Raw genomic sequence first — 24980 nt, 5'->3', positions numbered from 1 at the left:
TGATGAGGTGACCATCACCGCACCACCTCCTAGAGTCGGCCATCAAGATCATGCGGCGGGGTGGGTCACCCCGGTGTCCGCTGCGTTGTTCGGACCGGACTCATGGGAGGCGCCAGGTGGCACAGACGTCCAGCAGGGTGATCGAGGTCAGCAGCCCGGTGGCGAGGTCGGTCTGGCTGGAGGTCCTGCGCGCTGACCCGGGTGCCACCGCCCTGCAGACCCGGGAGTACTTCGATGCGGTGCTCATCGCCACCGGCGGGCGCGATGTGAGCCGGCTGTACGTCCTCGGCGACGGTCGCCGGCTGGTGCTGCCGCTGATCCGTCGGCGCTGGTCTGCCGGATTGCACCTGGATGCGAGCTTCCCCGGCGGCTACGGACACGGTGGCCTGCTGGCCGAGGGCGGCCTGCAGACCGACGACGTGCGGACGGTGGCTGAGGACCTGAGGGGGCACACCGTGAGCACCCGCATCGGCTTCGCCCACCACACGGCCCCCTGGTGCGCGATCGGACCGGTTCCCGGTGTCGTCGCGATGCCTCGGAACGTCGAGGTGATCGACCTGTCCGTGGGGATGGACCACCTGCGGCAGCGGGGGTTTGAACGAACGGTGCGGCAGAGCCTGCGCAAGGCCGAGCGGGCCGGCGTCCACGTCGAGTGCGGCACCGGCGGGGAGCTGGTGTCGGAGTTCTACGACCTCTACCTCGCCTGGGTGGAGCGGTGGATCCCCCGGTCGGGGCTGCCTCCCCTGGTGGCCAGGAGAGTGGCGTTGAGGCAGGAGCCGAAGGCGAAGTTCGAGGCGGTGACCCGGGCGATGGGCGACCGCTGCCGGGTCTTCATCGCGCGGCACGAGGGTCGTGCGGTGGCCAGCTGCGTCAACTACGTGTTCGGCGAGCACGCCATCGGCTGGCGGAGCTACAGCCTCAAGGAACTGGCCGCGCCGGTGGCAGCCAACACGCTCGTCCAGGTCGCCGGCCTCCAGAACGCCGCGGACTCGGGCTGCCGGTGGTTCGACCTGGGTCAGTCCGGCGGGGTCCCCGAGCTGCTGAAGTTCAAGCAATCGTTGGGCGCTCGGACGCGGGAGGCGATCGACCTGCGGATCGAGCCGGCACAGGTGACGGCCCTGCGGACGGCCAAGGACCAGGTCAAGACCGGCGCGATCGCGCTGGCCGCCCGCCGCTGGTCGAAGCCGGCACCGGCTCGCGAGGGTGAGGGGACAGCCCCGGGCCGTCACTCGTCGTCGGTGCGGTACCCCAGGTTGGGCGAGAGCCAGCGCTCGGCCTCGGCGAGCGTCCAGCCCTTGCGCCGCGCGTAGTCCTCGACCTGGTCGCGGCCGAGCCGCCCCAGGACGAAGTAGCGCGCCTGCGGGTGGGCGAAGTACAGGCCGCTGACGGCGGCGCCGGGCCACATGGCCATGCTCTCGGTGAGCGTGATGCCGGTGGTCGCCTCGACGTCGAGCAGCTCCCAGATGGTGCGCTTCTCGGTGTGCTCCGGGCAGGCCGGGTAGCCCGGCGCCGGGCGGATGCCGCGGTACTTCTCGGCGATCAGCGCGTCGTTGTCGAGGTGCTCGTCGGCGGCGTAGCCCCAGAACTCCCGGCGCACCCGCTCGTGCAGCCGCTCGGCGAACGCCTCGGCCAGCCGGTCGGCCAGCGCCTCGAGCATGATCGCGCTGTAGTCGTCGTTCGCGGCCTTGAACGCGGCCACCCGCTCGGCCGATCCCAGGCCCGCGGTGACGGCGAACGCGCCGACGTGGTCGCGCAGGCCGGTCTCCTTGGGCGCGACGAAGTCGGCCAGCGACTTGCGGGGCGAGCCGTCGCGGCCCCCGGTCTGCTGGCGCAGCTGGTGCAGCGTCGTCCGGACGGCGGTGCGCGACTCGTCGGTGTAGACCTCGATGTCCTCACCGCCCACCCGGTTGGCCGGGAACAGGCCGAACACGCCCCGGGCGCGCAGCCAGCGCTCCTCGACGACCCGGTCGAGCATCTCCTGGGCGTCCTCGTACAGCCGCCGCGCGGCCTCACCGGTCGCCGGGTTGTGCAGGATGTCGGGGAACCGGCCGCGCATCTCCCAGGCGTTGAAGAACGGCTGCCAGTCGATGTACCGGCGCAGCTCCTCCAGCGGGTAGTCGTCGAAGACCCGGGTGAAGCTGGTGACCCGCCCGTGCAGGTGGTCGCAGTCCGGCCCGGCGCACACGTCCCGGGCCTGCTGCAGCAGCATGCGCGGCCGCGGCGGGGCGTAGGACGACCAGTCGAGCGCCGGCGCGGCGGCGCGGGCGGCCTCCAGCGGCAGCAGCGCGCGGGTGTCCTGGCGGGCGGCGTGCCGCTCGCGCAGGCCGGCGTACTCGGTCTCGACGTCGGCCAGCAGCTTCGGCCGCTGCTCGTTGGACAGCAGCGCGGCCACGACCGGCACCGACCGGGAGGCGTCCTTCACCCAGATGACCGGCCCGTGGTAGCGGGGGGCCACCTTGACCGCGGTGTGCGCGCGCGACGTCGTCGCCCCGCCGATGAGCAGCGGGATGTCGAAGCCCTGCCGCTCCATCTCGGCGGCCAGGGTGCTCATCTCGTCCAGCGACGGCGTGATCAGCCCGGACAGGCCGATGACGTCGGCGCCCTCCTGCTTGGCGGTGTCGAGGACCCGCTGCGCCGGCACCATGACGCCGAGGTCGACGACGTCGTAGTTGTTGCACTGCAGGACGACGCCGACGATGTTCTTGCCGATGTCGTGGACGTCGCCCTTCACGGTGGCCATGACGACCTTGCCGTTGCTGCGCTCGGCGTCCCCGGGCTGCTTCTCCGCCTCGATGAAGGGCACCAGGTAGGCGACGGCCTTCTTCATCACCCGGGCGGACTTCACCACCTGGGGCAGGAACATCTTGCCGGCGCCGAACAGGTCGCCGACGACGTTCATGCCACCCATCAGCGGGCCCTCGATCACCTCGATCGGCCGGCCGCCGCGCGCGGCGATCTGCGCCCGCAGCTCCTCGGTGTCGGCCTCGACGAACCCGTCGATGCCCTTCACCAGCGCGTGCGTGATCCGCTCCTCGACCGGCAGCGCGCGCCACTCCTCGGAGGCGACCTCCTTCGCGGCGCCGTCCCCGGCGTACTCGGCGGCGATCTCCAGCAGCCGCTCGGTGGCGTCGGGTCGGCGGGCGAGGACGACGTCCTCGATCCGCTCGCGCAGCCGCTCGGGCACCTCGTCGTAGACCTCGAGGGCCCCGGCGTTGACGATGCCCATGTCCATGCCGGCGGCGATGGCGTGGAACAGGAACACCGCGTGGATGGCCTCGCGCACCCGGTTGTTGCCGCGGAAGGAGAACGAGACGTTGGAGACGCCGCCGGAGACCAGCGCCCCCGGCAGGTTCTGCTTGATCCAGCGGGTGGCCTCGATGAAGTCCAGCCCGTAGCGGGCGTGCTCCTCGATGCCGGTGGCGACGGCGAAGACGTTGGGGTCGAAGATGACGTCCTCGGCCGGGAAGCCGACCTGCTCGACGAGGATGTCGTAGGCCCGCCGGCAGATCTCCTGCCGCCGCTGCAGCGAGTCGGCCTGGCCCTGCTCGTCGAAGGCCATGACGACGACGGCGGCGCCGTGCTTGCGGCACAGCCGCGCGTGGCGGACGAACTCCTCCTCCCCCGCCTTGAGGGAGATGGAGTTGACGATCGACTTGCCCTGGACGCACTTGAGGCCGGCCTCGATGACCTCCCACTTGGAGGAGTCGACCATCACCGGGACGCGGCAGATGTCCGGCTCGGCGGCGACCAGCTTGAGGAAGCGGTCCATCGCCTCGACGCCGTCGATCATCCCCTCGTCCATGTTGACGTCGATGACCTGCGCGCCGGCCTCCACCTGCTGGCGGGCGACGGCCAGCGCGGTGGCGTAGTCGCCGGCGCGGATGAGGTTGCGGAAGCGGGCCGAGCCGGTGATGTTCGTGCGCTCGCCGACGTTGACGAACAGCGAGTCCTCGTCGACGGTCAGCGGCTCGAGCCCGGACAGGCGCAGCGCGGGGCGCACCTGCGGCGGCGTCCGCGGGGCGCGGCCCCCGACCGTCGCGGCGATCGCGGCGACGTGCGCGGGGGTGGTCCCGCAGCAGCCGCCGACCATGTTGACGAAGCCGGCGTCGGCGAACTCGGCGAGGACGGCGGCGGTCTCCTCCGGCGACTCGTCGTACTCGCCGAAGGCGTTGGGCAGGCCGGCGTTCGGGTAGCAGGAGACGTACGTGTCGGCGACCCGGGAGAGCTCGGCCAGGTAGGGCCGCATCTCCGCGGCACCCAGGGCGCAGTTGAGGCCGACCAGCAGCGGGCGGACGTGCCGGATCGAGTGCCAGAAGGCCTCGGTGACCTGGCCGGACAGGGTGCGGCCCGACGCGTCGGTGATGGTGCCCGAGACCATCACCGGCCAGCGCCGGCCGTGCTGCTCGAACAGCGTCTCCAGCGCGAAGACCGCCGCCTTGGCGTTGAGCGTGTCGAAGACGGTCTCGACGAGCAGGACGTCGACGCCGCCGTCGACCAGGCCGTCGGCCTGCTCCAGGTAGGCCTCGACCAGTTCGTCGAAGGTGACGTTGCGGGCGCCCGGGTCGTTGACGTCCGGGGAGATGGACGCCGTCCGGCTCGTCGGGCCGAGCGCCCCGGCGACGTAGCGCGGCCGGTCCGGCGTGCGCGCGGTCGCCGCGTCGGCCTCGCGGCGGGCCAGCTGTGCGGCCGCCACGTTGATCTCGTAGGCGAGGTCGGACATGGCGTAGTCGCGCAGCGAGATGGCCGTGGCGTTGAAGGTGTTGGTCTCGATGACGTCCGCGCCGGCCTCGAGGTACTCGCGGTGGATGCCCGCGATCAGCTCGGGCTGCGTGAGTACCAGCAGGTCGTTGTTGCCCTGGACGTCGGTGGGCCAGTCGGCGAAGCGCTCGCCGCGGTAACCGGCCTCGTCGGGCCGGTCGCGCTGGATCGCCGTCCCCATGGCGCCGTCGAGCACGAGGATGCGCTGCCCGAGCACGGCCGTGAGCTCCGCGGTCGCGTCCGGGCGGAGGTCGGGCGACACGTTGCGGGACTGCACCGAGCCAGGGTAGCCGCCCGCGGGGGTGGCCCGGTCGCCCGCGCGGGGGACGCCGGCCCCGATGCACGGCCGAGCACCGCGGCCGGGGAGCCCGACCGACGTAGGCTCGCAGGGGTGATCGACCCGAAGTCCACCCCTGAGGACCTGCCCCGGCTCGACGACCCGGTGGTGGTCGTCGCCTTCGAGGGCTGGAACGACGCCGGGGACGCCGCCACCGGGGCGCTGGAGCACCTCGAGCTCATCTGGGACGCCACCCCGCTCGCCGCGCTCGACCCGGAGGACTACTACGACTTCCAGGTCAACCGGCCGACCGTCTCGCTCATCGGCGGGGTCAGCCGCCGGATCGAGTGGCCCACGACGCGCATCTCGGTGGCCCGCCCGCCGGGCTCCGGCCGGGACGTCGTGCTCATCCGCGGCATCGAGCCCAACATGCGCTGGCGCAGCTTCTGCGAGGAGCTCATCGAGCTGTGCCAGGAGCTCGACGCGCACACCGTCGTGGGCCTCGGCGCCCTGCTGGCCGACACCCCGCACACCCGGCCCACCCCGGTGACCGGCTCGGCCTACGACGCCGAGTCCGCGGAGAAGTGGGGGCTGGGCACCTCCACCTACGAGGGGCCCACCGGCATCCTCGGCGTCTTCCAGGACGCCTGCGTGCAGGCCGGGTTGCCGGCGATCAGCTTCTGGGCCGCCGTCCCCCACTACGTCTCCCAGCCGCCGTCCCCGCGGGCCACGGTCGCGCTGCTGCAGCGGGTCGAGGAGGTCCTCGAGATCGCCGTGCCGCTCGGCGCGCTGCCCAAGCAGGCCGACGAGTGGGTGCGCACGGTCGACGAGATGGCCAACGAGGACGCCGAGGTCGTCGAGTACGTGCGCTCGCTCGAGGAGCGGGCCACCGAGACCGACCTGTCCGAGGCCGACGGCGACCAGATCGCCCGCGAGTTCGAGAGGTACCTGCGCCGCCGTGGCGGCACGTCCTGAGTTGGCCGCCTCCGGAGGCTCACGCCGAGCCGGCGAGGGGTGAGGGGGAGGCGGTCCTCTCGCTGCGGCGCAGGGGTTCCTCCCCCAACTGAGCCTGGCGCGTAGTCCCGTCGAGATCCCGTGATCTCGACCGCGTGCAGGAGCGGTGGCGTAGTTGGGGATAACGGTCACCGTCCGCGGACGGCGGGACGGGGGTGCTGTCCGGAGGACCGCGCTCAGCGCAGCAGCGGGCGCATCCGGCTCGTCGCGTCGGCGTCGAAGAGCCGGTCGTGGGTGGACAGCGCGTACCGGTCGGTCATCCCGGACACGTAGTCGACGACCTGGGTGACCGGGTCGGCCGAGGTGTCGCGGTAGGTCGCCGGGATGAGCTCGGGGTGGGCCAGGTGGTGGTCGACGAGCCGGCGGGTGACGTCGATGGCCAGCTGCTTCTGCCCCGCCGCGGTCTCCGAGGCGTACACCCGCTCGAACATGAAGGCCCGCAGCTCGTGCATGGCCTCCAGCGGCTCGGGCGCCATGACCACCACTCCCCCGTCGGCGAGCGACCCCGCGACGACGGCGTCGATCATCGCGGCGACCATCCGGCTGCCCGGGTCGCCGAAGACGGCGCGCGCCCGGGACGGGAGGTCGCCGACCTGCAGCACCCCGGCCCGGACGGCGTCCAGCGCGTCGTGGGACAGGTAGCCGATGCGGTCGGCGTAGCGCACGCACTCCGCCTCGCGGGTGGTCGGCGGCGGCGTGATCTTCCAGCTGTGCGCCCGGATGCCGTCGCGGACCTCCCAGGTGAGGTTGAGGTGCTCGAGCACCTCGACGATCCGCACGCCCTGGGCGGCGTGGTGCCAGCCGCCGGGGACGTAGGGCTCCAGCGCGTCCTCGCCGATGTGGCCGAACGGCGAGTGGCCCAGGTCGTGGCCGAGCGCGATGGCCTCGGCGAGGGCCTCGTTGAGGCCCAGCGCGCGGGCCAGCGAGCGGGCGACCTGGGTGACCTGCAGCGTGTGGGTCAGCCGGGTGACGAAGTGGTCGCCGTCGGGGTTGAGGAACACCTGCGTCTTGTGCTTGAGCCGGCGGAAGGCCTTGGCGTGCAGGATCCGGTCGCGGTCGCGCTCGAAGGCGGTGCGCAGGGGGTCCTCGGGCTCGGGGACGGCGCGGCCGCGGATGGCCGTCGAGCGCGTGGCCGCCGGCGCGAGGGCCTCCTCCTCGCGCTCCCGGGCCGCCCGGTCGACCAGGTGGAAGGACCCTCCGCCCATCAGCGCGACCGGGGCGCGGGGCCGTCCGTCGCGGAGTCCGGGGCTCGGCCCCCGGCGCACCGGTCCAGCGCGGGGTCGAGGGCGACGCCGAGCAGCGCGTCGACCGCGTCGGCGACGACCCGCGGGGCGCCGTCGTCGGGGTCGTCGTCCGGCCCGGCGGCCAGCGTCCGCGCGGCCCAGTCGTCGACCAGGGCGATGGCGCCCGGGCTGTCGAGGTCGTCGGCGAGCCGCTCGCGGAGCCCGTGCAGCACCGGCGCGGCCGGGGCGCCGGCGTCACGGGCCACGGCGCGCCGCCAGGTGTCCAGCCGCTGCTCGGCGGTGGCCAGCAGGTCCGGCGTCCAGGCGCGGTCGGTGCGGTAGTGCCCGGCCAGCAGGGCCAGGCGGATGGCCATCGGGTCGACGCCCTCGCCGCGGAGCTTGGAGACGAAGACCAGGTTGCCGCGGCTCTTGCTCATCTTCTCGCCGTCCAGGCCGATCATCGCCGCGTGCACGTAGGCCCGGGCGAAGGGCAGCTTCTCCCCGGTCACCGTGGCGGTGAGCGCCTCGGCGTGGACCGCGGAGAACTCGTGGTGCGGGAAGACCAGGTCGCTGCCGCCGCCCTGGACGTCGAAGCCCATCCCGATCGTCTCCAGCGCGATCGTGGCGCACTCGATGTGCCAGCCGGGGCGCCCGGCGATGCCGCGGGGGCCGGGCCAGGACGGCTCTCCCGGCCGCTCGCCGCGCCACAGCATCGGGTCCAGCCGGTTTCGCTTGCCGGGGCGGTCGGGGTCGCCGCCGCGCTCGGCGGAGTACCGCAGCATGGTCGCCTCGTCGTAGCCGGACTCGCTGCCGAAGCCCGGCGCCTGCGCGATGTCGTGGTAGACGTCGCCGGTGCCGTCGTCGAGCACGTAGGCCAGGCCCTCGTCGAGCAGCGTCTCCACGTGGGCGACGATGCGCGGCACCGACTCGACCGCGCCGACGTAGTCGTCGGGCGGCAGCACGCGCAGCGCGGTCATGTCCTCCCGGAACAGCGCGGTCTCGCGCATGCCGAGCACGACCCAGTCCTCGCCGTCCCGCTCGGCCCGCTCGAGCAGCGGGTCGTCGATGTCGGTGACGTTCTGCACGTAGTGCACGGCGTGGCCGGCGTCCCGCCACACCCGGTTGACCAGGTCGAAGGCCAGGTAGGTGGCGGCGTGGCCGAGGTGCGTGGCGTCGTACGGGGTGATGCCGCAGACGTACATCCGCGCCGTCGTGTCAGGGGAGGTGGCGACCACCTCGCCGCGCGCGGTGTCGTGCAGCGTGAGGACCGGACCGGTGCCCGGGAGGGTCGGGAGGAGCGGGGCGGGCCAGGCGAGCACGTACCGAGCGTAGAGGCGGCTACCCACGCGCCCGGTCGGCCCTCATCCTGTCGGAGGACCCTGGCGCCGCGGACGACCCTGGCGCCGCCCGCGGGAGGAGGGGCCGTGGAGTTCGACGAGTACCTGCAGGTGCTGCAGGAGACCGACGACCGGTTCGCCGGAGCCGCCGCCGAGGCGGTGGTCGCCCGCGGCTGGCAGGCGCCGGTGCCCGGCTGTCCGGGCTGGTCCCTGGCCGACCTGGTCTGGCACCTGGCCGAGGTGCAGCACTTCTGGACCTGGGTGGTGCGCACCCGCGCCAGCGACCCCGGGGCCTACGTCGGGCCGGCGCGCCGTCCGGACGACGAGCTGCTCGGGTTCGGCCTGGCGCAGTCGGCGGAGCTGGAGACGGTGCTGGCCGGGACCGACCCGGCCGAGAGGGTGTGGACCTGGGCGCCCCGCCAGGACGTCGGCTTCGTGCTGCGCCGGCAGGCGATGGAGGCGGTCGTGCACACCACCGACGTCGAGCAGGTGCTCGGCGACGTGCGCCCGATCCGCGCCGACGTCGGCCTGGACGGCCTCGACGAGTGGCTGGAGGTGATGGTCCCCGGCGCGCTGCCGCAGGGCCCGCCGGAGGGCGCGCACCCCGTCGTCCTGCACGCGGTGGACGCCGACGTCGAGCGGGTGCTGTTCCCCGGCTCCCGGCCGGTGCCGATCGCCCGGCTCATCGGCACCGCCGGCGACCTGCTGCTCGCGGTCTGGCGGCGGGTACCGCTGGAGGTGCTCACGGTGGACGGCGACGGGCTGCAGGCCGCCGCGATGATCGACCTGGTGCGCCTCGAGTGATGGGATGGCGAGGTGCTGTGACGGCCATCCTCCAGGGGCCCGCGCCGAGCCTGCGAGGCGTGGGGAGGAGGATGGTCCTCCTCAGGGCCAGGTGGTGGCGTGCCGCTCGAAGTCCTCACCGGTCTGGACGCCGACGACGTCGAAGACCATCCCGGCGGGGTCCCTCATCTGCCAGAAGCCGCCCATGTCGGCGATGCGCCGAGCCCCCAGGGCCTCCAGCCGGGCCGCTTCCGCGTCGACGTCGTCGGTCTCGACGTCGACGTGCCAGCGGGGTGGTGTCCCGGTCCCCGTGCGCTGGACCTCGAGGTGGAAACCGCCGGCGAACGAGCCCAGCGAGGACCAGTTCTCGTCCGAGGGGTCCGGGGACACGGCGTGACCGGTGGCGGCGGACCAGAAGGCCTGCCCGGCGTCGTGCAGGTCGGGGGGCAGGTCCAGCATGAGGACGGCGAGACGCGAACGGTGCGGCACGGGCGCTCCTCACGGGCGGGGCACGGACGTGAGGAGCCTGGCAGACGGACCCCCTGAGGAGCCTGGCAGACGGACCCCCTCCCGTGGTGCCGGTCGGCCCCAGGGTCGACCGGCATGCAGCCGACCCGTCGTCGACGACCGCCGCAGAGGCGGTCCACCGCACCTTCCTGACCGCGTTGGACGACCAGGACCTCGAGGCGGCGGAGCGCTGCGTCGACCGCCACGGCCAGGCCGCGGGCACCGCCCACGGCCGGCTCCACGGCGCGCCGGCGACCCACCGGCGGTACCGGGCGAGCTACTTCCACCGGGTCCGGATCGCTGACGGGCTGATCGTCGAGCGGGTCCAGCGGGCCGACGTCCGCGGGCAGATGCGGCAGCTCTACGGCCGGGGGCTCGGCGCGGTCGGCCTCAGTCCGACGCTCTGGCGCCTGCCCGCGGGCTGACGCCGCGCGGGCGGTCGTGCTGCGGCGCGGGGCCGGGGGCCTCCCGACGCAGTGCGACGGACGGGCTCAGCGCCGCAGGGGACGGCACCTGGCCGCGTTGCGGTCCGGAGGACCGCAGTGACACGGCTCAGAACGGGGGCCAGGGCAGGGCGGGCCAGTCGCCGTTGGGCTGGGGGTGCCGGCCGCTGCGCAGCAGCTCGGCGACCCGCTGCTGGGTGCGCCGCACCTCGCGCCGGGTCAGGTGCTCGTGCAGCTGGTCGCCGAGGTCGCCCATCAGGTCACCGGAGAGCTTCTCCAGCACCTCGAGCGCCTCGGCCGGCAGGGGCTGCCCGGCCCAGCGCCACAGCAGGGTGCGCAGCTTGGGGTCGACGGAGAAGCAGATGCCGTGGTCGACGCCGTACACGTGCCCGTCGGAGGTCGGGATGATGTGCCCGCCCTTGCGGTCGGCGTTGTTGACGACGGCGTCGAAGACCGCCATGCGCCGCAGCCCCGGGTCGTCGGAGCGGACGAAGGCGGCGAGGTCGACGTCGGGGTCGCCGTCCACCCACAGCTGCACCATGCCGGGACCGAACGGCCCGTCGCGCAGCACGGTCGGCGGCACGACCCGCCACCCGGTCGCCTCGCTGACCAGAGCCGCGGACACCTCGCGCCCGGCGAGCGTGCCGTCGGGGAAGTCCCACAGCGGCCGCTCGCCGGCGACCGGCTTGTAGACGCACTCGGCCTCGAGCTCGCCGGTGCGGATGTAGCCGACCAGCGTGACGTTGCTGGCGTCGAGCATCCGGCCCTCGAGGTCGATCGCGCCCCCGAGCAGCAGGGCGCGCGCCTCGGCGTCGTCGGCCGGGGCGCGCAGACCCGCGGCCGGGTCGGCGGGGCGCTCGGTCATCGGGGCGGCCGGATCGCGCTCAGCGGCGGTAGCCGTTCTGCCGCGGGCACACGTGCCCGGCGGGGTCCAGCGGGAGCGAGCACAGCGGGCAGGCGGGGCGGCCGGCGGCCACGACCCGGCGGGCCCGGACGACGAAGGCGCGGGCGGCGGCCGGCGTGATGGTCACCCTCAGCGCGTCGGGCCCCTCCTCGCTGTCGGAGAGGATGACGTCCTCCTCGACCGGCTCGTCGCCGGCGGCCACGGCCTCGACGACCACGGCCTGCGACTCGCCGTCCCAGGCCAGCCCCATGGCCGCGACCCGGAACTCCTCGTCGACCGGGGCGGCGAGCGGCTCGAGGTCGTCGACCTCGGCATCCGGCGGGACGACGGTGCCCGGACGGGTGGCGACCTCGTCGAGCAGCTCGTTCATCCGGTCGGCGAGCACCTGCACCTGCGCCTTCTCCAGCGCCACGCTGACCACGCGGCCCGCGGCGTCGGCGGCCTGCAGGTAGAAGGTTCGGTCGCCGGGCTGGCCCACCGTGCCGGCGACGAACCGGGACGGGCGGTCGAAGAGGAACAGCTGGCGCGGCACGGCATCAGGTTACGCGGGCGGTCGCGGTGGGCGAGCCAGGCGGCGAGGTCAGCCGGTCGCGCCCGCACCGCCCCCGACGACGGCGTCGGAGTCGGCCTTGCGGCGGCGCCGTCCCTTCTTCCTGGGCGGGATCAGCGCGGTGATGTCCCCGCCGGTGTCGTTCACGCGCACCACGAACGGGCGGGTGTCGGTGTAGGTGACCACCGAGATGGACGCCGGGTCGACGACGATCCGCTGGAACTGGTCGAGGTGCAGGCCCAGCGCGTCGGCGAGCACGGCCTTGATGACGTCGCCGTGGCTGCAGGCCAGCCAGACGGCGTCCGGCCCCAGCCGGGCGTTCCACTCGCGGACGGCGGCCACCGCGCGGGCCTGCGTCTGCGCCAGGCCCTCCCCCTCCGGGCCGGGGAAGACCGCGGCTGAGGGGTGCTGCTGCACGACCTTCCACAGCGGCTCCTTGACCAGCTCCTTGAGCGGGCGGCCGGTCCAGTCGCCGTAGCGGGCCTCGCCGAGCCGGTCGTCGAGGGCCGGCTCGAGGTCACGTCCGGGGAGGACGGCTGCGGCGGTCTGCCGGCAGCGCTCCAGCGGGCTGCTGATGACGGCGGCCAGGGGCACCGGCGCCAGCCGCTCCCCCACCGCCCTCACCTGCTGCTCGCCGGTCTCGTCGAGCTGCACGCCCGGGGTCCAGCCGGCGAGCACGCCGCCGGCATTGGCCGTCGTGCGGCCGTGCCGCAGCAGGATCACGGTGGTCACGACGCCCGAGCCTAGGGCGGCCCCGTCCCGGGCCCCGCCCTGAGCTTGCGAAGGGTGGGCAGGACGGGGTCCTTTCTCTGCCCCCCACCGCTCGCAGGCTCGCGGTGGGCCCCCGCAGGGAGGCCGTTCCCCACGCCCCATGCTCGGCGGAGCCTCGCTGGAGGGCCCAGGCTCAGCCCTCTCCCGCGGGCGCGACGGCGGCGACCATGTCGTCGAGGAAGGCGTCGATCACCGCCCGCTCGGCCGCGCTGCGGCGGTCGAGGACGGCCGCCGTGGCGTCGATGAGCGGTCCGAAGAAGGCCCAGCCCAGGTCCTTGGCCGAGTCCTGCACGAGGACGTCGACCCGCCGGCGGTCGTCGCTGCGCGGAACCCGGCGCACGTGCCCGGCCCGCTCCAACCGGTCGAGCAGCGCGGTGACCGAGGCGGTGGTGACCCGCAGCTGACCGGCCAGCCAGGTGGGGCTGGCCGGGCCGCCGGCCCGCTCCCGGTCCAGCAGGCAGACCAGGGCGCGGACGTCGGTGGCGCTGAGCCCGTTGCGGGCGGCGAAGGCGGCACCCGCGGCGTCGAGCAGCAGGGTCAGCGCCCGCAGCCGGTGCACCGTGGCCGGCGCCTGCCTGTCCTCCGGCATGCCAAGATCTTAGCTTGCCAAGTAGCTAGACAGTCTAGTTACCTGTCGCCATGGAGTTCGCCGAGGCCTACACCGCTGCGGCCGCGCGCTGGCCGGCCGGCACCGAGTCGCTCGACGTCCCGACGTCCTGGGGAGGCACGCACGTGCTGGCCGCGGGACCGGCCGGGGCCACCCCGCTGGTGCTGCTGCACGGTGGTGGCGCGACGGCGACGGCCTGGGCGGGCGTGGCCCGGGAGCTGTCCGGGCGGTTCCGGGTGCTCGCTCCCGACGTGCCCGGGAGCCCGGGTCGCAGCACGAGCAGCCGCCCCTTCCGGACGACGGCCGACCAGACCGCGTGGCTGACCGAGCTGATCGAGGCGCTCGACGTCGGGCCGGTGCACCTGGTGGGCCACTCGGCCGGGGCGCACCTGGCGCTCGCCGGCGCGCTCGGGGGTGGTCCCGCCCCGGCCTCCCTGTCGCTGCTCGACCCGACGGCGTGCTTCGCCGGGTTCGGCGTGCGCTACCTGGTGCACGCCGCGCCGCACCTGGTGCGTCCCACGCCGGACCGGGTGCGGCGCTTCCTGGCCTGGGAGACCCGCGGGCGCGCGCTGGACCCGGCCTGGCTGGAGGTCTGCGTCCGGGGTTCGACCGACTTCGACTCGGCGCCGATCGTCCGGACCCGTCGCCCGTCACGGGATCAGCTGGCCGGGCTGACCACGCCGACCCTGGTGCTGGTCGCGGGACGCAGCCGGGCGCACGACCCGTCCCGGGTGGCGCGCGGCGCGCGGACCCTGGTGCCGGAGACCACCGTCGTCGAGCTGCCGCAGGCCACCCACCACACCGTGCCCGTCCTCGACGCCGGGGAGATCGCCGCGGCCGTCAGCGACCACGTCGTCCGCAGCACGCCGCCCCCGCATCGACCACGGAGGCGTTGATCATGGGGTTGTTGCTAGGAGACGCGCCGCGTCGGGCGCGTCCGCGTGCAACGACCCCATGATCAACCCAGAAAGTCGGGAGGAGGGAGGCGGGAGGCGGGAGCGCCGCCTCCGCGTCACTGCGGGGCGAGGACCCCGGCGCCGACGAGGGCGAGGATCAGCAGGCCCAGCAGCACCCGGTAGACGACGAACGGCGTGAAGCTGCCGCGGTCGAGGTAGCGCAGCAGCCAGGCGATGACGGCCAGGCCGACGCCGAAGGCCAGCACCGTGGCCACGATCGTCGGCCCCCAGGCGACCGCCTCCCCCGCGACGCCCCCGGTGAGCGCCTCGTAGACCTGGAAGAAGCCCGAGGCCAGGACGGCGGGGACGGCGAGCAGGAACGAGTACCGCGCCGCGGCGGCCCGTGAGTAGCCGAGGAACAGGCCCATGGTGATCGTGCCGCCGGAGCGGGAGACGCCGGGCACCAGCGCCATGGCCTGGGCGAACCCGAAGGCGATGCCGTGCCCGACGGTCAGCTGGTCCAGCTCGCGCTTCTTGCGGCCCACCCGGTCGGCCCAGTAGAGGACCAGCGAGAAGGCGACCAGTGCGATCGCGACGATGCGCAGGTCGCGGAAGGTCGTCTCGATGCGGTCCTGGAACAGCAGGCCCAGGATCCCGATCGGGAGCGTGCCCACGATGATCAGCCAGCCCATCCGGGCGTCGGGGTCGCGGCGCATGCCGCGGTCGCCCAGCGAGCGGACCCAGGCGCTGATGATCCGGCCGATGTCGCGGCGGAAGTAGAGCAGCACCGCGGCCTCGGTGCCGATCTGGGTGATGGCGGTGAACGCCGCACCCGGGTCACCCCAGCCGAAGGCCTCCCCCACCACCCGCAGGTGCGCGCTGGAGGAGATCGGCAGGAACTCCGTCAGGCCCTGCACCAACCCCAGGACGACGGCCTCGATCCAGCTCATCGCCCGCAGAACCCCCGTCGGCCGGGAGCGGTCGGTGGGACGGGTGGAGCGGTCACGACGAGCACGGGAGGCCACCCTAGGCCGCGCCCGACGCGCTCCCCGCGCGGCACGCAGGAACTGCCGCGGTCCCCGGAACCCGTCCGGACCCGCCGGTAGGTTGGCCTCCCGTGGAGCAACGCGCACTCGGGCGCAGCGGCCTGGTCGTCTCGCGCCTGGCCCTGGGCACGATGACCTGGGGCCGGGACACCGACGAGGACGAGGCCGCGATGCAGCTGACGGCCTTCGTCGACGCCGGCGGCACGCTGGTCGACACCGCTGACATCTACTGCGACGGGGGGAGCGAGCGCCTCCTGGGCCGGCTGCTGGCCGACGTCGTCCCCCGCTCGGACGTGCTGGTGGCCACCAAGGCCGTCGGGCGCACCGCGCCGGGGCCGATGGGTCGCGGCGCGTCCCGCGGCCACCTGCTCGCCGCCCTCGACGCCTCACTGGAGCGCCTGGGCACCGACCACGTCGACCTGTGGCAGCTGCACTCCTGGGACGACACCACCCCGCTGGAGGAGACCCTCGCCGCCTGCGACACCGCCGTCGCCTCGGGCCGGGCGCGCTACGTCGGCATCAGCAACTTCACCGGCTGGCAGACCGCGCAGGCGGTCACCTGGCAGCGCGCCTGGCCCGGCCGGGCGCCGCTGGTGAGCACCCAGGTGGAGTACTCGCTGCTGCAGCGCGGCGTCGAGCGCGAGGTGGTGCCCGCGGCCGAGGCGCTGGGCCTGGGCGTGCTGGCCTGGTCGCCGCTGGGCCGTGGACTGCTCACCGGCAAGTACCGGCAGGGCGCGCCGGACGGGTCGCGAGGCGCCTCGCCGCTGTGGCAGGGCTTCATCGACGGGCTGCGCTCGGCGACGGCCGACCGGATCGTGGAGGCCGTGGTCACCGCCGCCGAGGGGCTGGGCACCACGCCGCTGGCGGTCGCGCTGGCCTGGGTGCGCGACCGCCCCGGGGTCACCGCGCCGGTGGTGGGCGCGCGCACCGCCGCGCAGCTGCAGTCCTCGCTGGACGCCGAGGCGGTGCGGCTGCCCGCGGCGATCCGCACCGCGCTGGAGGACGTCTCGGCGCCCTACTTCGGCTACCCCGAGCGGCGGCACGACCGATGACAGCAGCCGCGACCACGCCGGGCGCCGACCCGGTCTTCGCCGCCTTCTGCGCCGCGGGCCTGTGGCCGGGCCTGGGCAAGCGGGCGGCCGCCGAGCTGCCGGCCGCCGGGATCACCTCCCCGGACGACGTCACCGCCGACCGGCTGCTCAGGCTCCCCCGCGTGGGCCGGCAGCGGGCCGAGCGCCTCTTCTCCGGCTTCCTGTCGGCGCAGCCGACCTACGAGGTCGTGGCGCTGCTGGTCGGCGCGGGTCTGGACGCCAAGCTCGCCTCGACCGCCGCCGACGCCCTGGGCAACGACGCCGCCCGCCGGCTGCGCGACGACCCGTGGGCGCTGCTCGGCCTGACCGGGGTCACCCTGGGCGACGCCGACCGGTTGGCCATCGCCGTCCTGCCCGGCGCCGACAAGCAGGACTCCCGGCGCGGCCGCGCGATCGTCGCCCAGACCCTGCGGACGGCGACCCGTGACGGGCACACCGTGCTCCCCGCGGACCTGGTGGTCGCCGCGCTGCGCGCCGAGGACGTCGCCGACCCGGCCGCGGCGATCGTCGCCGCCGTCGAGTCCGGCGAGGTGCTCGAGCACGAGCCGCCGGAGCCGGAGTACGACGAGGACGCCGACATCGAGGAGCTGCCCGAGCCGGACCCGGCGCTGCGCATGCTGTCGCTGGCCCGCTACGGGATGGCCGAGGAGGCGGTCGCGGAGAACGTCGCCCGGCTGGCCGCCACCGCCGAGCGGATCGCCGACCCCGCCGCCGTCCGCTCGGTGGCCAAGGGCCTGGACGACGCGCAGAAGCAGGCCGTGGCACAGGTCCTCGGCGCCGGCGTCTCGCTGCTGACCGGCGGGCCGGGCACCGGCAAGAGCCGCACGGTCGCCGCCGTGGTCAGGCTGCTGCGGGCCAAGGGCACCGAGGTCGCCCTCGCCGCGCCCACCGGGCGGGCGGCCAAGCGGCTGGAGGAGCTCACCGACCACCCGGCGGTCACCGTGCACCGGCTGCTGGGCGCGCAGGGCACCTCCGGCGGGTTCGCCCGCAACGAGGAGTGGCCCCTGGACGCCGACGTCGTCGTGGTGGACGAGGCCTCGATGCTCGACGTCGAGCTCACCGCCGCCCTGCTGGAGGCCTGCTCGGACGGCACCCACCTGCTGCTCGTCGGCGACCCGGCGCAGCTGCCCTCGATCGGCCCGGGGCACGTGCTGGGCGACCTCATCGACTCCGGGGTCGTGCCGGTCACCGAGCTGACCACCCTCTACCGGCAGGCCGAGGGCGGGGCGATCGCCCGGCTGGCCAACGCCGTCCGGGCCGGGGAGCTGCCGCCGGTGGACTCCCCCGACCGCGAGGTGGTCGTCGTCCCGGCGTCGGGCAGCGCGGAGGCCGCCAAACGGGTCGTGCAGCTGGTCACCGACTCGATCCCGCGGGCGCTGGGGATCGACCCGGCGACCGTGCAGGTGGTCACGCCGGTGCACCGCGGCCCGGCCGGGACGATCGAGCTCAACAAGGCGCTCAAGGCGCAGCTCAACCCGGGCGAGGGCACGGTGTGGGGTTTCGACGTCGGCGACCGGGTGGTGGCCACCGCCAACCACCTCGACCTCGAGCCGATCGGGTTCGCCAACGGCGAGGTCGGGGTGGTCACCGGCACCGGTGACGGCACGCTCGACGTGGATTTCGCCTCGGGGCCGGTGACGGTGACCGGGTCGGCGATGAGCGACCTGCGGCACGGCTGGGCGATCACCGTGCACCGCGCGCAGGGCTCCGAGTGGCCCGGCGTGGTCGTCGTCCTGCCGCCGGAGGCCGGCGGCATGCTGTCGCGGCCGCTGGTCTACACCGCGCTGACCCGCGCCCAGCGGCACCTGTCGGTCGTGCACGCCTCCGGGGCCGCGCTGGCGCGCGCCGTGAGCCAGGTCGACGTCCGGCCGCGGCGCACCCGGCTGGCCCAGCTGCTGGCCGACGACGCGCCCGACTAGCCCCGGGCCGCCCGCGCGGCGCAGACCAACTGGCGGGTGGCGGCCTGCAGCTGACCCGGGCAGGTCAGCGGCCGTGGGAACGGCACCCGGAGGTCCCGCCGGCCGGCCGGGCGCTCGATCCGCAGCCGGAACCCGAAGCGGTCCAGCCCGAGCGGGCGGACGACGTCCCGCGGCCCGAGGTCGCCGGCCGGGATGCGGCTGCGCAGCAGGTCGAGCACCTCGGGGTGGTCGCGGTCGAGGTGCTGCAGCACCCGCGCCTCGACGGCGGTCAGCGGGTCGGGACGAGCCTGCGTGAAGGCCTGCGGGCCGACCTCGGTGCAGCGCTCGCCTTCCCGCAGCACCACCTCGGCGACGTCGAGCCGCACCAGCGTGGCGCCCTGGCCCACGTCGAGCAGTGGGCCCACCGGCCGGGTCTCGGCAAAGGCCAGCGCCGCGGCGCGCCGGGCGGCCGGGTGCACGGGCGTGAGCCAGCCGGAGAGCCACAGCTGGGCGCGCAGCGGGTCCCGCAGCGGCACCGGCGCCCGGTCGCTGACCATCAGGACGGCGGTGAGGTCCTCGCGGCCGGCGAGTGCGGCGTCGACCTCCCCGCCGGCCGGCACCAGCACGTAGGTGGTGCCCGTGGTGGTCGTCGCGTGCGCCAGCGGGCGCCCGGCGTCCAGTCCGCGCACGCAGAGCGCAGCGGAGGTGCGGCTGCCGACGGTGCGAGCGCGCTCGGCAGCGTCGGCGCGGAGGACGGGCGCTGCGGGGCTCGACGTCACGGGGCTCCCTCGGGGTCAGTGGCGAGTTAGGTAAGGCTAACTTGAGTGGACCGAAGACGAAAGCCACGACGCGCCCCGAGCGACACGCCGAGTCGTGACGGAATGGTCCATCCCAGGAGCCTTGCGACCCACGCGCTCGCGGGTGTTGCATGGCGGACCCCGGGCGCTCACCGACCGCCCCTGCCTCGGGAGCCGCCGTGAGCGCATGCCGCCGTGCCGCTGCCGTCAGCACGCTGACCGTCCTGGTCCTGGGAACGGGGACAGGGGTCGCCGCGGCCGAGAGCCCCGCCGGCGAGGCCCCCGCGAGCGCAGTCGCGCCACTGACCTGGACGGGGTGCGGAACGACGGCCGAGGCCGCCGCGGCCGGCGTGGAATGCGCGACGGCCGACCTCCCGATGGACTACGACGAGCCCGAGGGCGCGCGGGTGCAGATCGCCGTCGCGCGCGTCCCGGCCGCCGACCCGGCCAACCGCATCGGCTCGCTGTTCGTCAACCCCGGGGGCCCCGGTGGCCAGTTCGTCACCTACCTGCAGCAGGCCGGCGCCGGCCGGTTCGCCGACCTCAACGCGCGCTTCGACATCGTCGCCTTCGCCCCGCGTGGGGTCGCGCCGAGCACGCCCGCCATCGACTGCCAGGTCGACCCGGAGACCCAGAGCATCTACTCGACCCCGGTACCGAGCCCGCTGGACATCGACGTCGACGCCTACGTCGCCAAGGTGCAGGGCTACGTCGACGCGTGCCTGGCCAACAACGGGGAGATCCTCGAGCACGTCTCGACAGCCAACGTCGCCCGCGACATGGACGCCCTGCGCGCCGCCGTCGGCGACGAGCAGCTGACGTACCTGGGTTACTCCTACGGCACCTTCCTCGGGGCCACCTTCGCCAGCCTGTTCCCTGACCGGTACCGGGCGATGGTCCTCGACGGCGCGCTGGACGCCGACGAGTACATCAACGACCCGCTCAACGGGATCGCCGCGCAGACCGCCGGGTTCGAGACGGCGCTCGCCCGCTTCACCGAGGCCTGCGCGGTCGACCAGGAAGCCTGCTCCGGCTTCGGCGGCACCGACCCCCAGCTGGCCTACGACCAGCTGCTGGCAGCGACCGAGGTCAGGCCCATCCCCGCCGACGCCTATGCCGCCGACCCGCGCCCGGTCACCGCCGACGACATCCGGCTCGTCACCTCGCAGCTGCTCTACGCCAAGCGGAACTGGGGCCTGCTGAGCGCCGTGCTCGCCGAGGCCGCGGCCGGGGACGGGTCGACGGTCCGCGCGCTCCTCGACCAGGCCGTCTACGCCGACGGCGCCTCGACCGACCGCTACTTCACCATCGGCGCGTCCGAGCAGCGCTATCCGCAGGGCGACCTCGAGGTCTACCTCGACCGCGGCGCGGAGTCGTGGGCGTCCTTCCCCCACTTCTGGTTCAACAGTGGGTACGCCGAGATCAACTACGCGCTCTGGCCGGCCCACGACGAGGACGCATTCGCCGGGCCCTTCGACGTGCCGGAGTCCGCGGCGACCCCGCTCGTCATCGGGACGACCTACGACCCGGCGACGCCGTACTCGGGGGCGGTGAGCCTGGTCGCGGACCTGGGCAACGCGCGGCTGCTGACCATGGAGGGCGACGGCCACACCGCCTATGGCGGCAAGTCCACCTGCATCGACGCGGCGACCGACGCCTACCTGATCGACGGCGCGCTGTCCCCCGAGGGCACCGTCTGCCGGCAGGAGGTCCCCTTCGTGGGCGTCGAGGCGGTGCCGGTGGCGGCGTCCACGGCGACCCAGCGGCTGGCCTCGGTCGGCGGCTGAGCGGCCGGGCCCGGTCGGTCGCCCCCCCCCCGCCGCTCGGCGGGGAGTGCCCGGCGCGCCGTCCGCGACGCGCCGGGGCCGGAACGGCGAGGTACCGCAGCCGTTGCCTGCGCCGATCCCCCGGGTGTTGCATGTTCGGCGTTCAGAGGGGCGCCGACCTCGTGGCGTCCCGGCATCCTCGAAGAGGGCTGGGGTCCATGGCCAGGTGTCGTCGATCGCTCGTCGTGGTGGCTGTGGCCGCCCTCGTCTCCGGTGCCGGGACCACGGTCGCCGGTGCCGCTGTTCCCCCGGCCGAGCCGCTGTCCGAGATGGTCCCGCAACTGAGCTGGGCGGCCTGCGGGACGACGGAGGACGGGACTGCGGCCGGCGTCGAGTGCGCGAGCGCCGACGTCCCCATGGACTACGACGAGCCAGAGGGCGAGAGCGTGCGGATCGCCCTCGCCAGGGTGCCGGCCACCGACCCGGCGAACCGGATCGGCTCGCTGTTCGTCAATCCCGGCGGCCCCGGCGGCGAGTTCGTGGGGTACCTGCAGGAAGCCGGTGCAGGCCCGTTCGCAGACCTCAACGCGCGCTTCGACATCGTCGCCTTCGCCCCGCGTGGGGTCGCGCCGAGCACGCCCGCCATCGACTGCCAGGTCGATCCGGAGACCCAGGGCCCCACCGTGACGCCGACCCCGACCCCGTTCGACGTGGACCTGGACGCCCTCATCGCTCGGGCTCAGAGCTACGTCGACGCCTGCCTGGCCAACAACGGGGAGGTCCTCGCGCACCTCTCGACCGCCAACGTCGCCCGCGACCTCGACCTGCTGCGCGCGGCAGTCGGCGACGAGCAGCTCACCTACCTGGGGTTCTCCTACGGCACCGTCATCGGCGCCACCTACGCCAGCCTCTACCCCGACGGGTACCGCGCGCTGGTGTTGGACAGCGCCGTCGACGCCGACGAATACATGAACAACCCGTTGAGCCTGACCGCGGAGCAGGCCGCTGGCTTCGAGGTCGCACTGGCTCGCTTCACCGAGGCTTGCGCCGTGGACCAGGTCGCCTGCTCGGGCTTCGGCGGCACCGACCCCTACCTGGCCTACGACCAGCTGCTCGCCGCGGCCGAGGCCAGGCCCATCCCGGCCGACGCCTACCCGGCCGACCCGCGGCCGGTCACCGCCGACGACGTCCGGAAGGTGACCATCCAGCTGCTCTACGCCAAGGACCTGTGGGGGCTGCTGGGTCTGGTGCTGTCCGAGGCCGCCAACGGGGACGCCTCGTTCATCCGGGCGCTGCTCCACCAGGTCTTCCTGGCCGACACCGCGGCCGGCGACCGGCAGTTCGCCATCAGCGCGTCAGAGCAGCGCTTCCCCCGGGACGACCTGCAGGTCTACCTGGACCGCGGCGCGGAGTCGTGGGCGTCCTTCCCGCACTTCGGGGGCAACAGCGGGTACACCGAGATCCACTACGCGCTGTGGCCCGTGCGTGATGAAGACGCCTTCGCCGGGCCCTTCGAGGCGTCCGGGTCCGGGCCGGTGCCACTGGTGATCGGCACGACCTACGACCCGGCCACGCCGTACGCCTGGGCCGAGCGCCTGACCGCCGACCTGGGGACGGCCCGGCTGCTGACGATGGAGGGCGACGGGCACGCCGCGTACGGCGGCAAGTCCACCTGCATCGACAGTGCGACCGCGACCTACCTGGTCGACGGCGTGCTGCCGGCCGCGGGCACCGTCTGCCGCCAGGAGACGGTGTTCGAGTCCCCCGTCCCGGCCCCGACCAGCGCGGCCGCCGCCACACAGGCGCTCAACGGCCTGCTGCTGCCGTGAGCTCCCTGGTCCGCCGGCGGGTGCCGGCGGACCAGGGACTCAAGCAGACGTTGCAGAAGTAGGTCTTCGGGCTCTGTCCGGTTTGGGCGCTCCGGCGCAGGGTTCGCCGCATGTCGTCACCGGCGTCTTCCCCGCCGTCGCGGCTGGTCAGTGACGAACTCTGGGCGCTGGCCGAGCCACCGATCCTGGCGCTGGCCGAGTCACCGATCCCACCGCGCCACCCCGCCATCCACGGGCGGACGGGGCGGCCGCGGGTCCCCGAGCGTGACATGCTGGAGGGCATCGCCTTCGTGCTCTCCACTGGCATCGGCTGGACCAAGCTGCCCCGCGAGTTTGGCTACGGGTCGGGTTGGACCTGCTGGCGCCGGATGCGCGAATCGCACGAGGCCGGCGTCTTCCGATCAGCTCCACCAGGCCGTCCTCGACCGCCTGGGTGAGGGGGCCGGCTGCACTGGTCCCGGGCCAGCCTGGACTCGGTCAGCGTCCGGGCGAAGAGAGGGGCGAGCTGACCGGCCCCAACCCCACCGACCGGGGCAAGGCCTCCCAGCTTGTACCACCTGCTGGTCGACGCGCACGGGCTCCCGCTCAACGTGCTGGTCTCCGGCGCCAACCGGCACGACAGCCTCTTCGTCGAACCGATCCTGGACTCGATGCCGGCGATCAAGCGCGGTGGCCGCGGCCATCCCCGCCACCGGCCGGTCAAGCTGCACGCCGCCTTGGGCTACGACAACCCGCGGGTCCCCCGCTACCTGCGCCGCCGCGGCATCACCGCCCGCATCGCCCGGATCGGCCGGGACTCCGGCGCCCCGTCGCCGCCCCGGAAGGCGAGGAGCAGCTGGGCCAACCGTCCGCCGTCGACCTCGCCGGCGGCCAGGGCGGCATACACGCTGCCCCAGCCCCGTCGATGGGCCGGCAGAAGACTCAAATGTGGCAGCGAGGACATCGACTCGGCCGTCAGCAGCCCATCGATCAACTCGAACAGCGCGTCCCGGCATCGGCCCAGACATCGGTGCAGCTCGCCGCGGAAGCGCTGCAGCTGCTGCAGCCCCGCGGTGATCAGGCTCTGGTCACCCCCATCGGCCAGCGTCAGACTGTCCATCACGGCCACCGCCGTCGCTTCGAAGCGTCGCAACTCCGAGGGATCCAGCGGTGGCCGCCCTCATGCCAGACCCCGAATCACACTTACGCAACCCAGGCTGCCGAGGTTGAATGGCGAGCTAAAGGGGGACGTCGTCGTCGTCGACGGGGACGTCGGCCTCCTGCTCGAGGACGTCGGCGGGGTCGGCCTCGCGGTCGCCGACCGGGCGCAGCGGGCTGCCGGCCTCGCCGGGGCGGGCGGCCAGCTGCTGCTCGAGGGCGTCGGCCTCGGGGACGTCCTCGCCCGGCGGGGTGGCGTCACCGGCGAGGGCGACGGCCGGCGGGTCGAGCGGGGCCTCCTGCTCGGCGCGGTCGGCGTCGGGCACGTCGTTGCCGGGAGCGGTCACGTCGTCCTCCGTGTCGTCGGGGATGGGGTCGGTCCCATCCTGCCGCCCGGCGGGTGGCCGGGCAGTCCGGGAGACGACGGTCACGTGACCGCGGCGCCTCCGGCGGGCACAATCGGCCAGATGGAGGCGGTCGCCGGGGATTACGAGTTCGCGCCGCTGCGGATCCCGCCGGGTACGTCCCGGTCCGCAGCGGCGACCATGCTGAGCCTGCAGGCGGACACCGGTGGCTGGGAACTGGCCCGGCTGCAGCTGCACGCCGACGGCACGCGCAAGGTCATCCTGCGCCGCCGGGCCCGGTTGTCCTACCTGCCCAAGCCGCACATCTAGCGCTGCCGGCGCCGTCGGCCCGCTGCGGTCGCCGACGCGGCGCGGGCGTGTCAGGGTCGGGGCTGGTTCGCCGCTGCCCGGGGCGGCCTGGGAGGACGGCATGCGAGAGACCCTGACCGACCGGTTCCGCTTCCTGCGCGCCTTCGTGGCCAACCCGCGCCAGGTGGGCGCGATCCTGCCGACCTCCCGCTGGGCGGTGCGGGACATGCTGGACCTGGCCGACCTCTCCCGTGCCGACCTGGTCGTCGAGCTGGGCGCGGGCACCGGGGTGCAGACCGGCGAGGTCCTCGCCCGGCTCGGCGCGGGCGCCCGGCTGGTGGCGCTGGAGATCGACCCGGACCTGGCCAAGCTCCTCGAGGAGCGCTACGACGATCCCCGGCTGCAGGTGGTCTGCGACTCGGCGGAGAACCTCGACGTGCACCTGGGCGGCAAGCGGGCCGACGTGCTGGTCTCCGCGCTCCCCTACACCTCGTTCGAGGCGGGGCTGCGCCGCCGGGTGCTGGACCTGCTGCCGGTCGCGCTGGCACCCGGCGGCGTGCTGCTGGTGATCCAGTACTCGCCACTCATCCTGCGCGAGCTGCGCCGCCGGTTCCCGTCGGTGCAGCAGAAGATCACGCCGTGGAACGTGCCCCCGGCGTTCCTGTACGCCTGCCGCACCGACCCCTCCTGACG

At 74.4% G+C, this 24980-nt stretch carries 23 protein-coding genes and 1 pseudogene; 12 read left to right on the top strand and 12 right to left on the bottom strand.

Annotated features, from left to right (window positions below; genetic code table 11):
• Positions 1-116 precede the first annotated feature (116 nt).
• A complete protein-coding gene (locus ACWIX7_RS26085) occupies positions 117-1310 on the top strand; it encodes a GNAT family N-acetyltransferase (RefSeq protein WP_448619303.1) in 1194 nt (397 codons plus the stop codon).
• Here ACWIX7_RS26085 and metH read toward each other — a convergent pair.
• Positions 1226-5035 carry a methionine synthase gene (gene metH / locus ACWIX7_RS26080; RefSeq protein WP_448619302.1) on the bottom strand — a complete coding sequence of 1270 codons (3810 nt, stop codon included), beginning with the start codon at positions 5033-5035 and terminating at the stop codon, positions 1226-1228. The two genes, ACWIX7_RS26085 and metH, sit on opposite strands and share 85 nt — an antisense overlap.
• A gap of 114 nt (positions 5036-5149) precedes the next feature.
• On the opposite strand from metH, the gene ACWIX7_RS26075 reads away from it, so the two are divergent.
• A complete protein-coding gene (locus ACWIX7_RS26075) occupies positions 5150-6010 on the top strand; it encodes a PAC2 family protein (protein ID WP_448619301.1) in 861 nt (286 codons plus the stop codon).
• A gap of 215 nt (positions 6011-6225) precedes the next feature.
• On the opposite strand, the gene ACWIX7_RS26070 is transcribed toward ACWIX7_RS26075, so the two are convergent.
• Together ACWIX7_RS26070 and mshC are read right to left on the bottom strand one after the other, a co-directional pair.
• A complete protein-coding gene (locus ACWIX7_RS26070) occupies positions 6226-7254 on the bottom strand; it encodes an HD domain-containing protein (RefSeq protein ID WP_448619300.1) in 1029 nt (342 codons plus the stop codon).
• Positions 7254-8591 (bottom strand): cysteine--1-D-myo-inosityl 2-amino-2-deoxy-alpha-D-glucopyranoside ligase, encoded by a 1338-nt coding sequence (gene mshC, locus ACWIX7_RS26065; protein WP_448619299.1) that lies wholly within the window; start codon positions 8589-8591, stop codon positions 7254-7256. Before mshC ends, ACWIX7_RS26070 begins: the two co-directional genes overlap by 1 nt.
• 105 nt (positions 8592-8696) lie before the next feature.
• Between mshC and ACWIX7_RS26060 the strand changes: the two genes are divergently transcribed.
• The gene (locus tag ACWIX7_RS26060; RefSeq protein ID WP_448619298.1) at positions 8697-9413 is read left to right on the top strand and encodes a maleylpyruvate isomerase family mycothiol-dependent enzyme; all 717 of its coding nucleotides are present in this window, start codon (positions 8697-8699) and stop codon (positions 9411-9413) included.
• An 81-nt stretch (positions 9414-9494) separates the two neighbouring features.
• Here the strand turns inward: ACWIX7_RS26060 and ACWIX7_RS26055 are convergent, their stop codons facing one another.
• On the bottom strand, positions 9495-9881 hold the full coding sequence (locus ACWIX7_RS26055; RefSeq protein WP_448619297.1) for a VOC family protein: 387 nt from the start codon (positions 9879-9881) through the stop codon (positions 9495-9497).
• Positions 9882-9967: 86 nt separating this feature from the next.
• On the opposite strand from ACWIX7_RS26055, the gene ACWIX7_RS26050 reads away from it, so the two are divergent.
• Positions 9968-10324 (top strand): ester cyclase, encoded by a 357-nt coding sequence (locus ACWIX7_RS26050; RefSeq protein ID WP_448619296.1) that lies wholly within the window; start codon positions 9968-9970, stop codon positions 10322-10324.
• A 127-nt stretch (positions 10325-10451) separates the two neighbouring features.
• On the opposite strand, the gene ACWIX7_RS26045 is transcribed toward ACWIX7_RS26050, so the two are convergent.
• The 4 genes from ACWIX7_RS26045 to ACWIX7_RS26030 all read right to left on the bottom strand — a co-directional run bounded on the left by ACWIX7_RS26045 (position 10452) and on the right by ACWIX7_RS26030 (position 13156).
• Positions 10452-11207: an SCO1664 family protein gene (locus tag ACWIX7_RS26045; protein ID WP_448619295.1), complete on the bottom strand. Its 756-nt coding sequence runs from the start codon at positions 11205-11207 to the stop codon at positions 10452-10454.
• Between the two features lie 19 nt (positions 11208-11226).
• Positions 11227-11778 carry a DUF3090 family protein gene (locus ACWIX7_RS26040; protein ID WP_448619294.1) on the bottom strand — a complete coding sequence of 184 codons (552 nt, stop codon included), beginning with the start codon at positions 11776-11778 and terminating at the stop codon, positions 11227-11229.
• Positions 11779-11826: 48 nt separating this feature from the next.
• The gene (locus tag ACWIX7_RS26035; protein ID WP_448619293.1) at positions 11827-12528 is read right to left on the bottom strand and encodes a histidine phosphatase family protein; all 702 of its coding nucleotides are present in this window, start codon (positions 12526-12528) and stop codon (positions 11827-11829) included.
• A gap of 172 nt (positions 12529-12700) precedes the next feature.
• Positions 12701-13156: a MarR family winged helix-turn-helix transcriptional regulator gene (locus ACWIX7_RS26030; RefSeq protein ID WP_448619292.1), complete on the bottom strand. Its 456-nt coding sequence runs from the start codon at positions 13154-13156 to the stop codon at positions 12701-12703.
• Positions 13157-13206: 50 nt separating this feature from the next.
• On the opposite strand from ACWIX7_RS26030, the gene ACWIX7_RS26025 reads away from it, so the two are divergent.
• Positions 13207-14070 (top strand): alpha/beta fold hydrolase, encoded by an 864-nt coding sequence (locus ACWIX7_RS26025; protein ID WP_448619291.1) that lies wholly within the window; start codon positions 13207-13209, stop codon positions 14068-14070.
• Positions 14071-14186: 116 nt separating this feature from the next.
• Here ACWIX7_RS26025 and ACWIX7_RS26020 read toward each other — a convergent pair whose 3' ends face one another.
• Positions 14187-15020, bottom strand: coding sequence for an undecaprenyl-diphosphate phosphatase (locus tag ACWIX7_RS26020; RefSeq protein WP_448619290.1), 834 nt, complete (start codon positions 15018-15020; stop codon positions 14187-14189).
• A gap of 167 nt (positions 15021-15187) precedes the next feature.
• On the opposite strand from ACWIX7_RS26020, the gene ACWIX7_RS26015 reads away from it, so the two are divergent.
• Positions 15188-16168 (top strand): aldo/keto reductase, encoded by a 981-nt coding sequence (locus ACWIX7_RS26015; RefSeq protein ID WP_448619289.1) that lies wholly within the window; start codon positions 15188-15190, stop codon positions 16166-16168.
• Entirely contained in the window at positions 16165-18126 is a 1962-nt protein-coding gene (locus ACWIX7_RS26010; protein ID WP_448619288.1) for an AAA family ATPase, read from the top strand. Before ACWIX7_RS26015 ends, ACWIX7_RS26010 begins: the two co-directional genes overlap by 4 nt.
• Here the strand turns inward: ACWIX7_RS26010 and ACWIX7_RS26005 are convergent.
• Entirely contained in the window at positions 18123-18884 is a 762-nt protein-coding gene (locus ACWIX7_RS26005; RefSeq protein ID WP_448619287.1) for a DUF2470 domain-containing protein, read from the bottom strand. The two genes, ACWIX7_RS26010 and ACWIX7_RS26005, sit on opposite strands and share 4 nt — an antisense overlap.
• Positions 18885-19081: 197 nt before the next feature.
• Between ACWIX7_RS26005 and ACWIX7_RS26000 the strand changes: the two genes are divergently transcribed.
• From ACWIX7_RS26000 to ACWIX7_RS25990, 3 genes and pseudogenes are all read left to right on the top strand, one after another.
• Positions 19082-20689, top strand: coding sequence for an alpha/beta hydrolase (locus tag ACWIX7_RS26000; protein ID WP_448619286.1), 1608 nt, complete (start codon positions 19082-19084; stop codon positions 20687-20689).
• A 233-nt stretch (positions 20690-20922) separates the two neighbouring features.
• The gene (locus ACWIX7_RS25995) at positions 20923-22497 is read left to right on the top strand and encodes an alpha/beta hydrolase (RefSeq protein WP_448619285.1); all 1575 of its coding nucleotides are present in this window, start codon (positions 20923-20925) and stop codon (positions 22495-22497) included.
• Between the two features lie 110 nt (positions 22498-22607).
• Positions 22608-23336, top strand: a pseudogene (locus tag ACWIX7_RS25990) (IS5 family transposase); the annotation flags it as partial.
• Here ACWIX7_RS25990 and ACWIX7_RS25985 read toward each other — a convergent pair.
• Together ACWIX7_RS25985 and ACWIX7_RS25980 are read right to left on the bottom strand one after the other, a co-directional pair.
• Positions 23243-23596, bottom strand: a complete 354-nt coding sequence (locus ACWIX7_RS25985; protein ID WP_448619284.1) for a hypothetical protein — start codon at positions 23594-23596, stop codon at positions 23243-23245. The pseudogene ACWIX7_RS25990 and the gene ACWIX7_RS25985 sit on opposite strands and share 94 nt — an antisense overlap.
• A gap of 118 nt (positions 23597-23714) precedes the next feature.
• Positions 23715-23981 (bottom strand): hypothetical protein, encoded by a 267-nt coding sequence (locus ACWIX7_RS25980; RefSeq protein WP_091438014.1) that lies wholly within the window; start codon positions 23979-23981, stop codon positions 23715-23717.
• Between the two features lie 120 nt (positions 23982-24101).
• Between ACWIX7_RS25980 and ACWIX7_RS25975 the strand changes: the two genes are divergently transcribed.
• Together ACWIX7_RS25975 and ACWIX7_RS25970 are read left to right on the top strand one after the other, a co-directional pair.
• Positions 24102-24308 (top strand): DUF5703 family protein, encoded by a 207-nt coding sequence (locus ACWIX7_RS25975; protein WP_091214422.1) that lies wholly within the window; start codon positions 24102-24104, stop codon positions 24306-24308.
• Positions 24309-24408: 100 nt separating this feature from the next.
• A complete protein-coding gene (locus tag ACWIX7_RS25970; RefSeq protein WP_448619283.1) occupies positions 24409-24978 on the top strand; it encodes a class I SAM-dependent methyltransferase in 570 nt (189 codons plus the stop codon).
• Positions 24979-24980: the final 2 nt, after the last annotated feature.

The sequence above is a fragment of the Geodermatophilus sp. URMC 65 genome, assembly GCF_053502545.1.
Note: the sequence above shows the minus strand (reverse complement) of the source record. Positions and strands in the feature narration are given on the sequence as shown.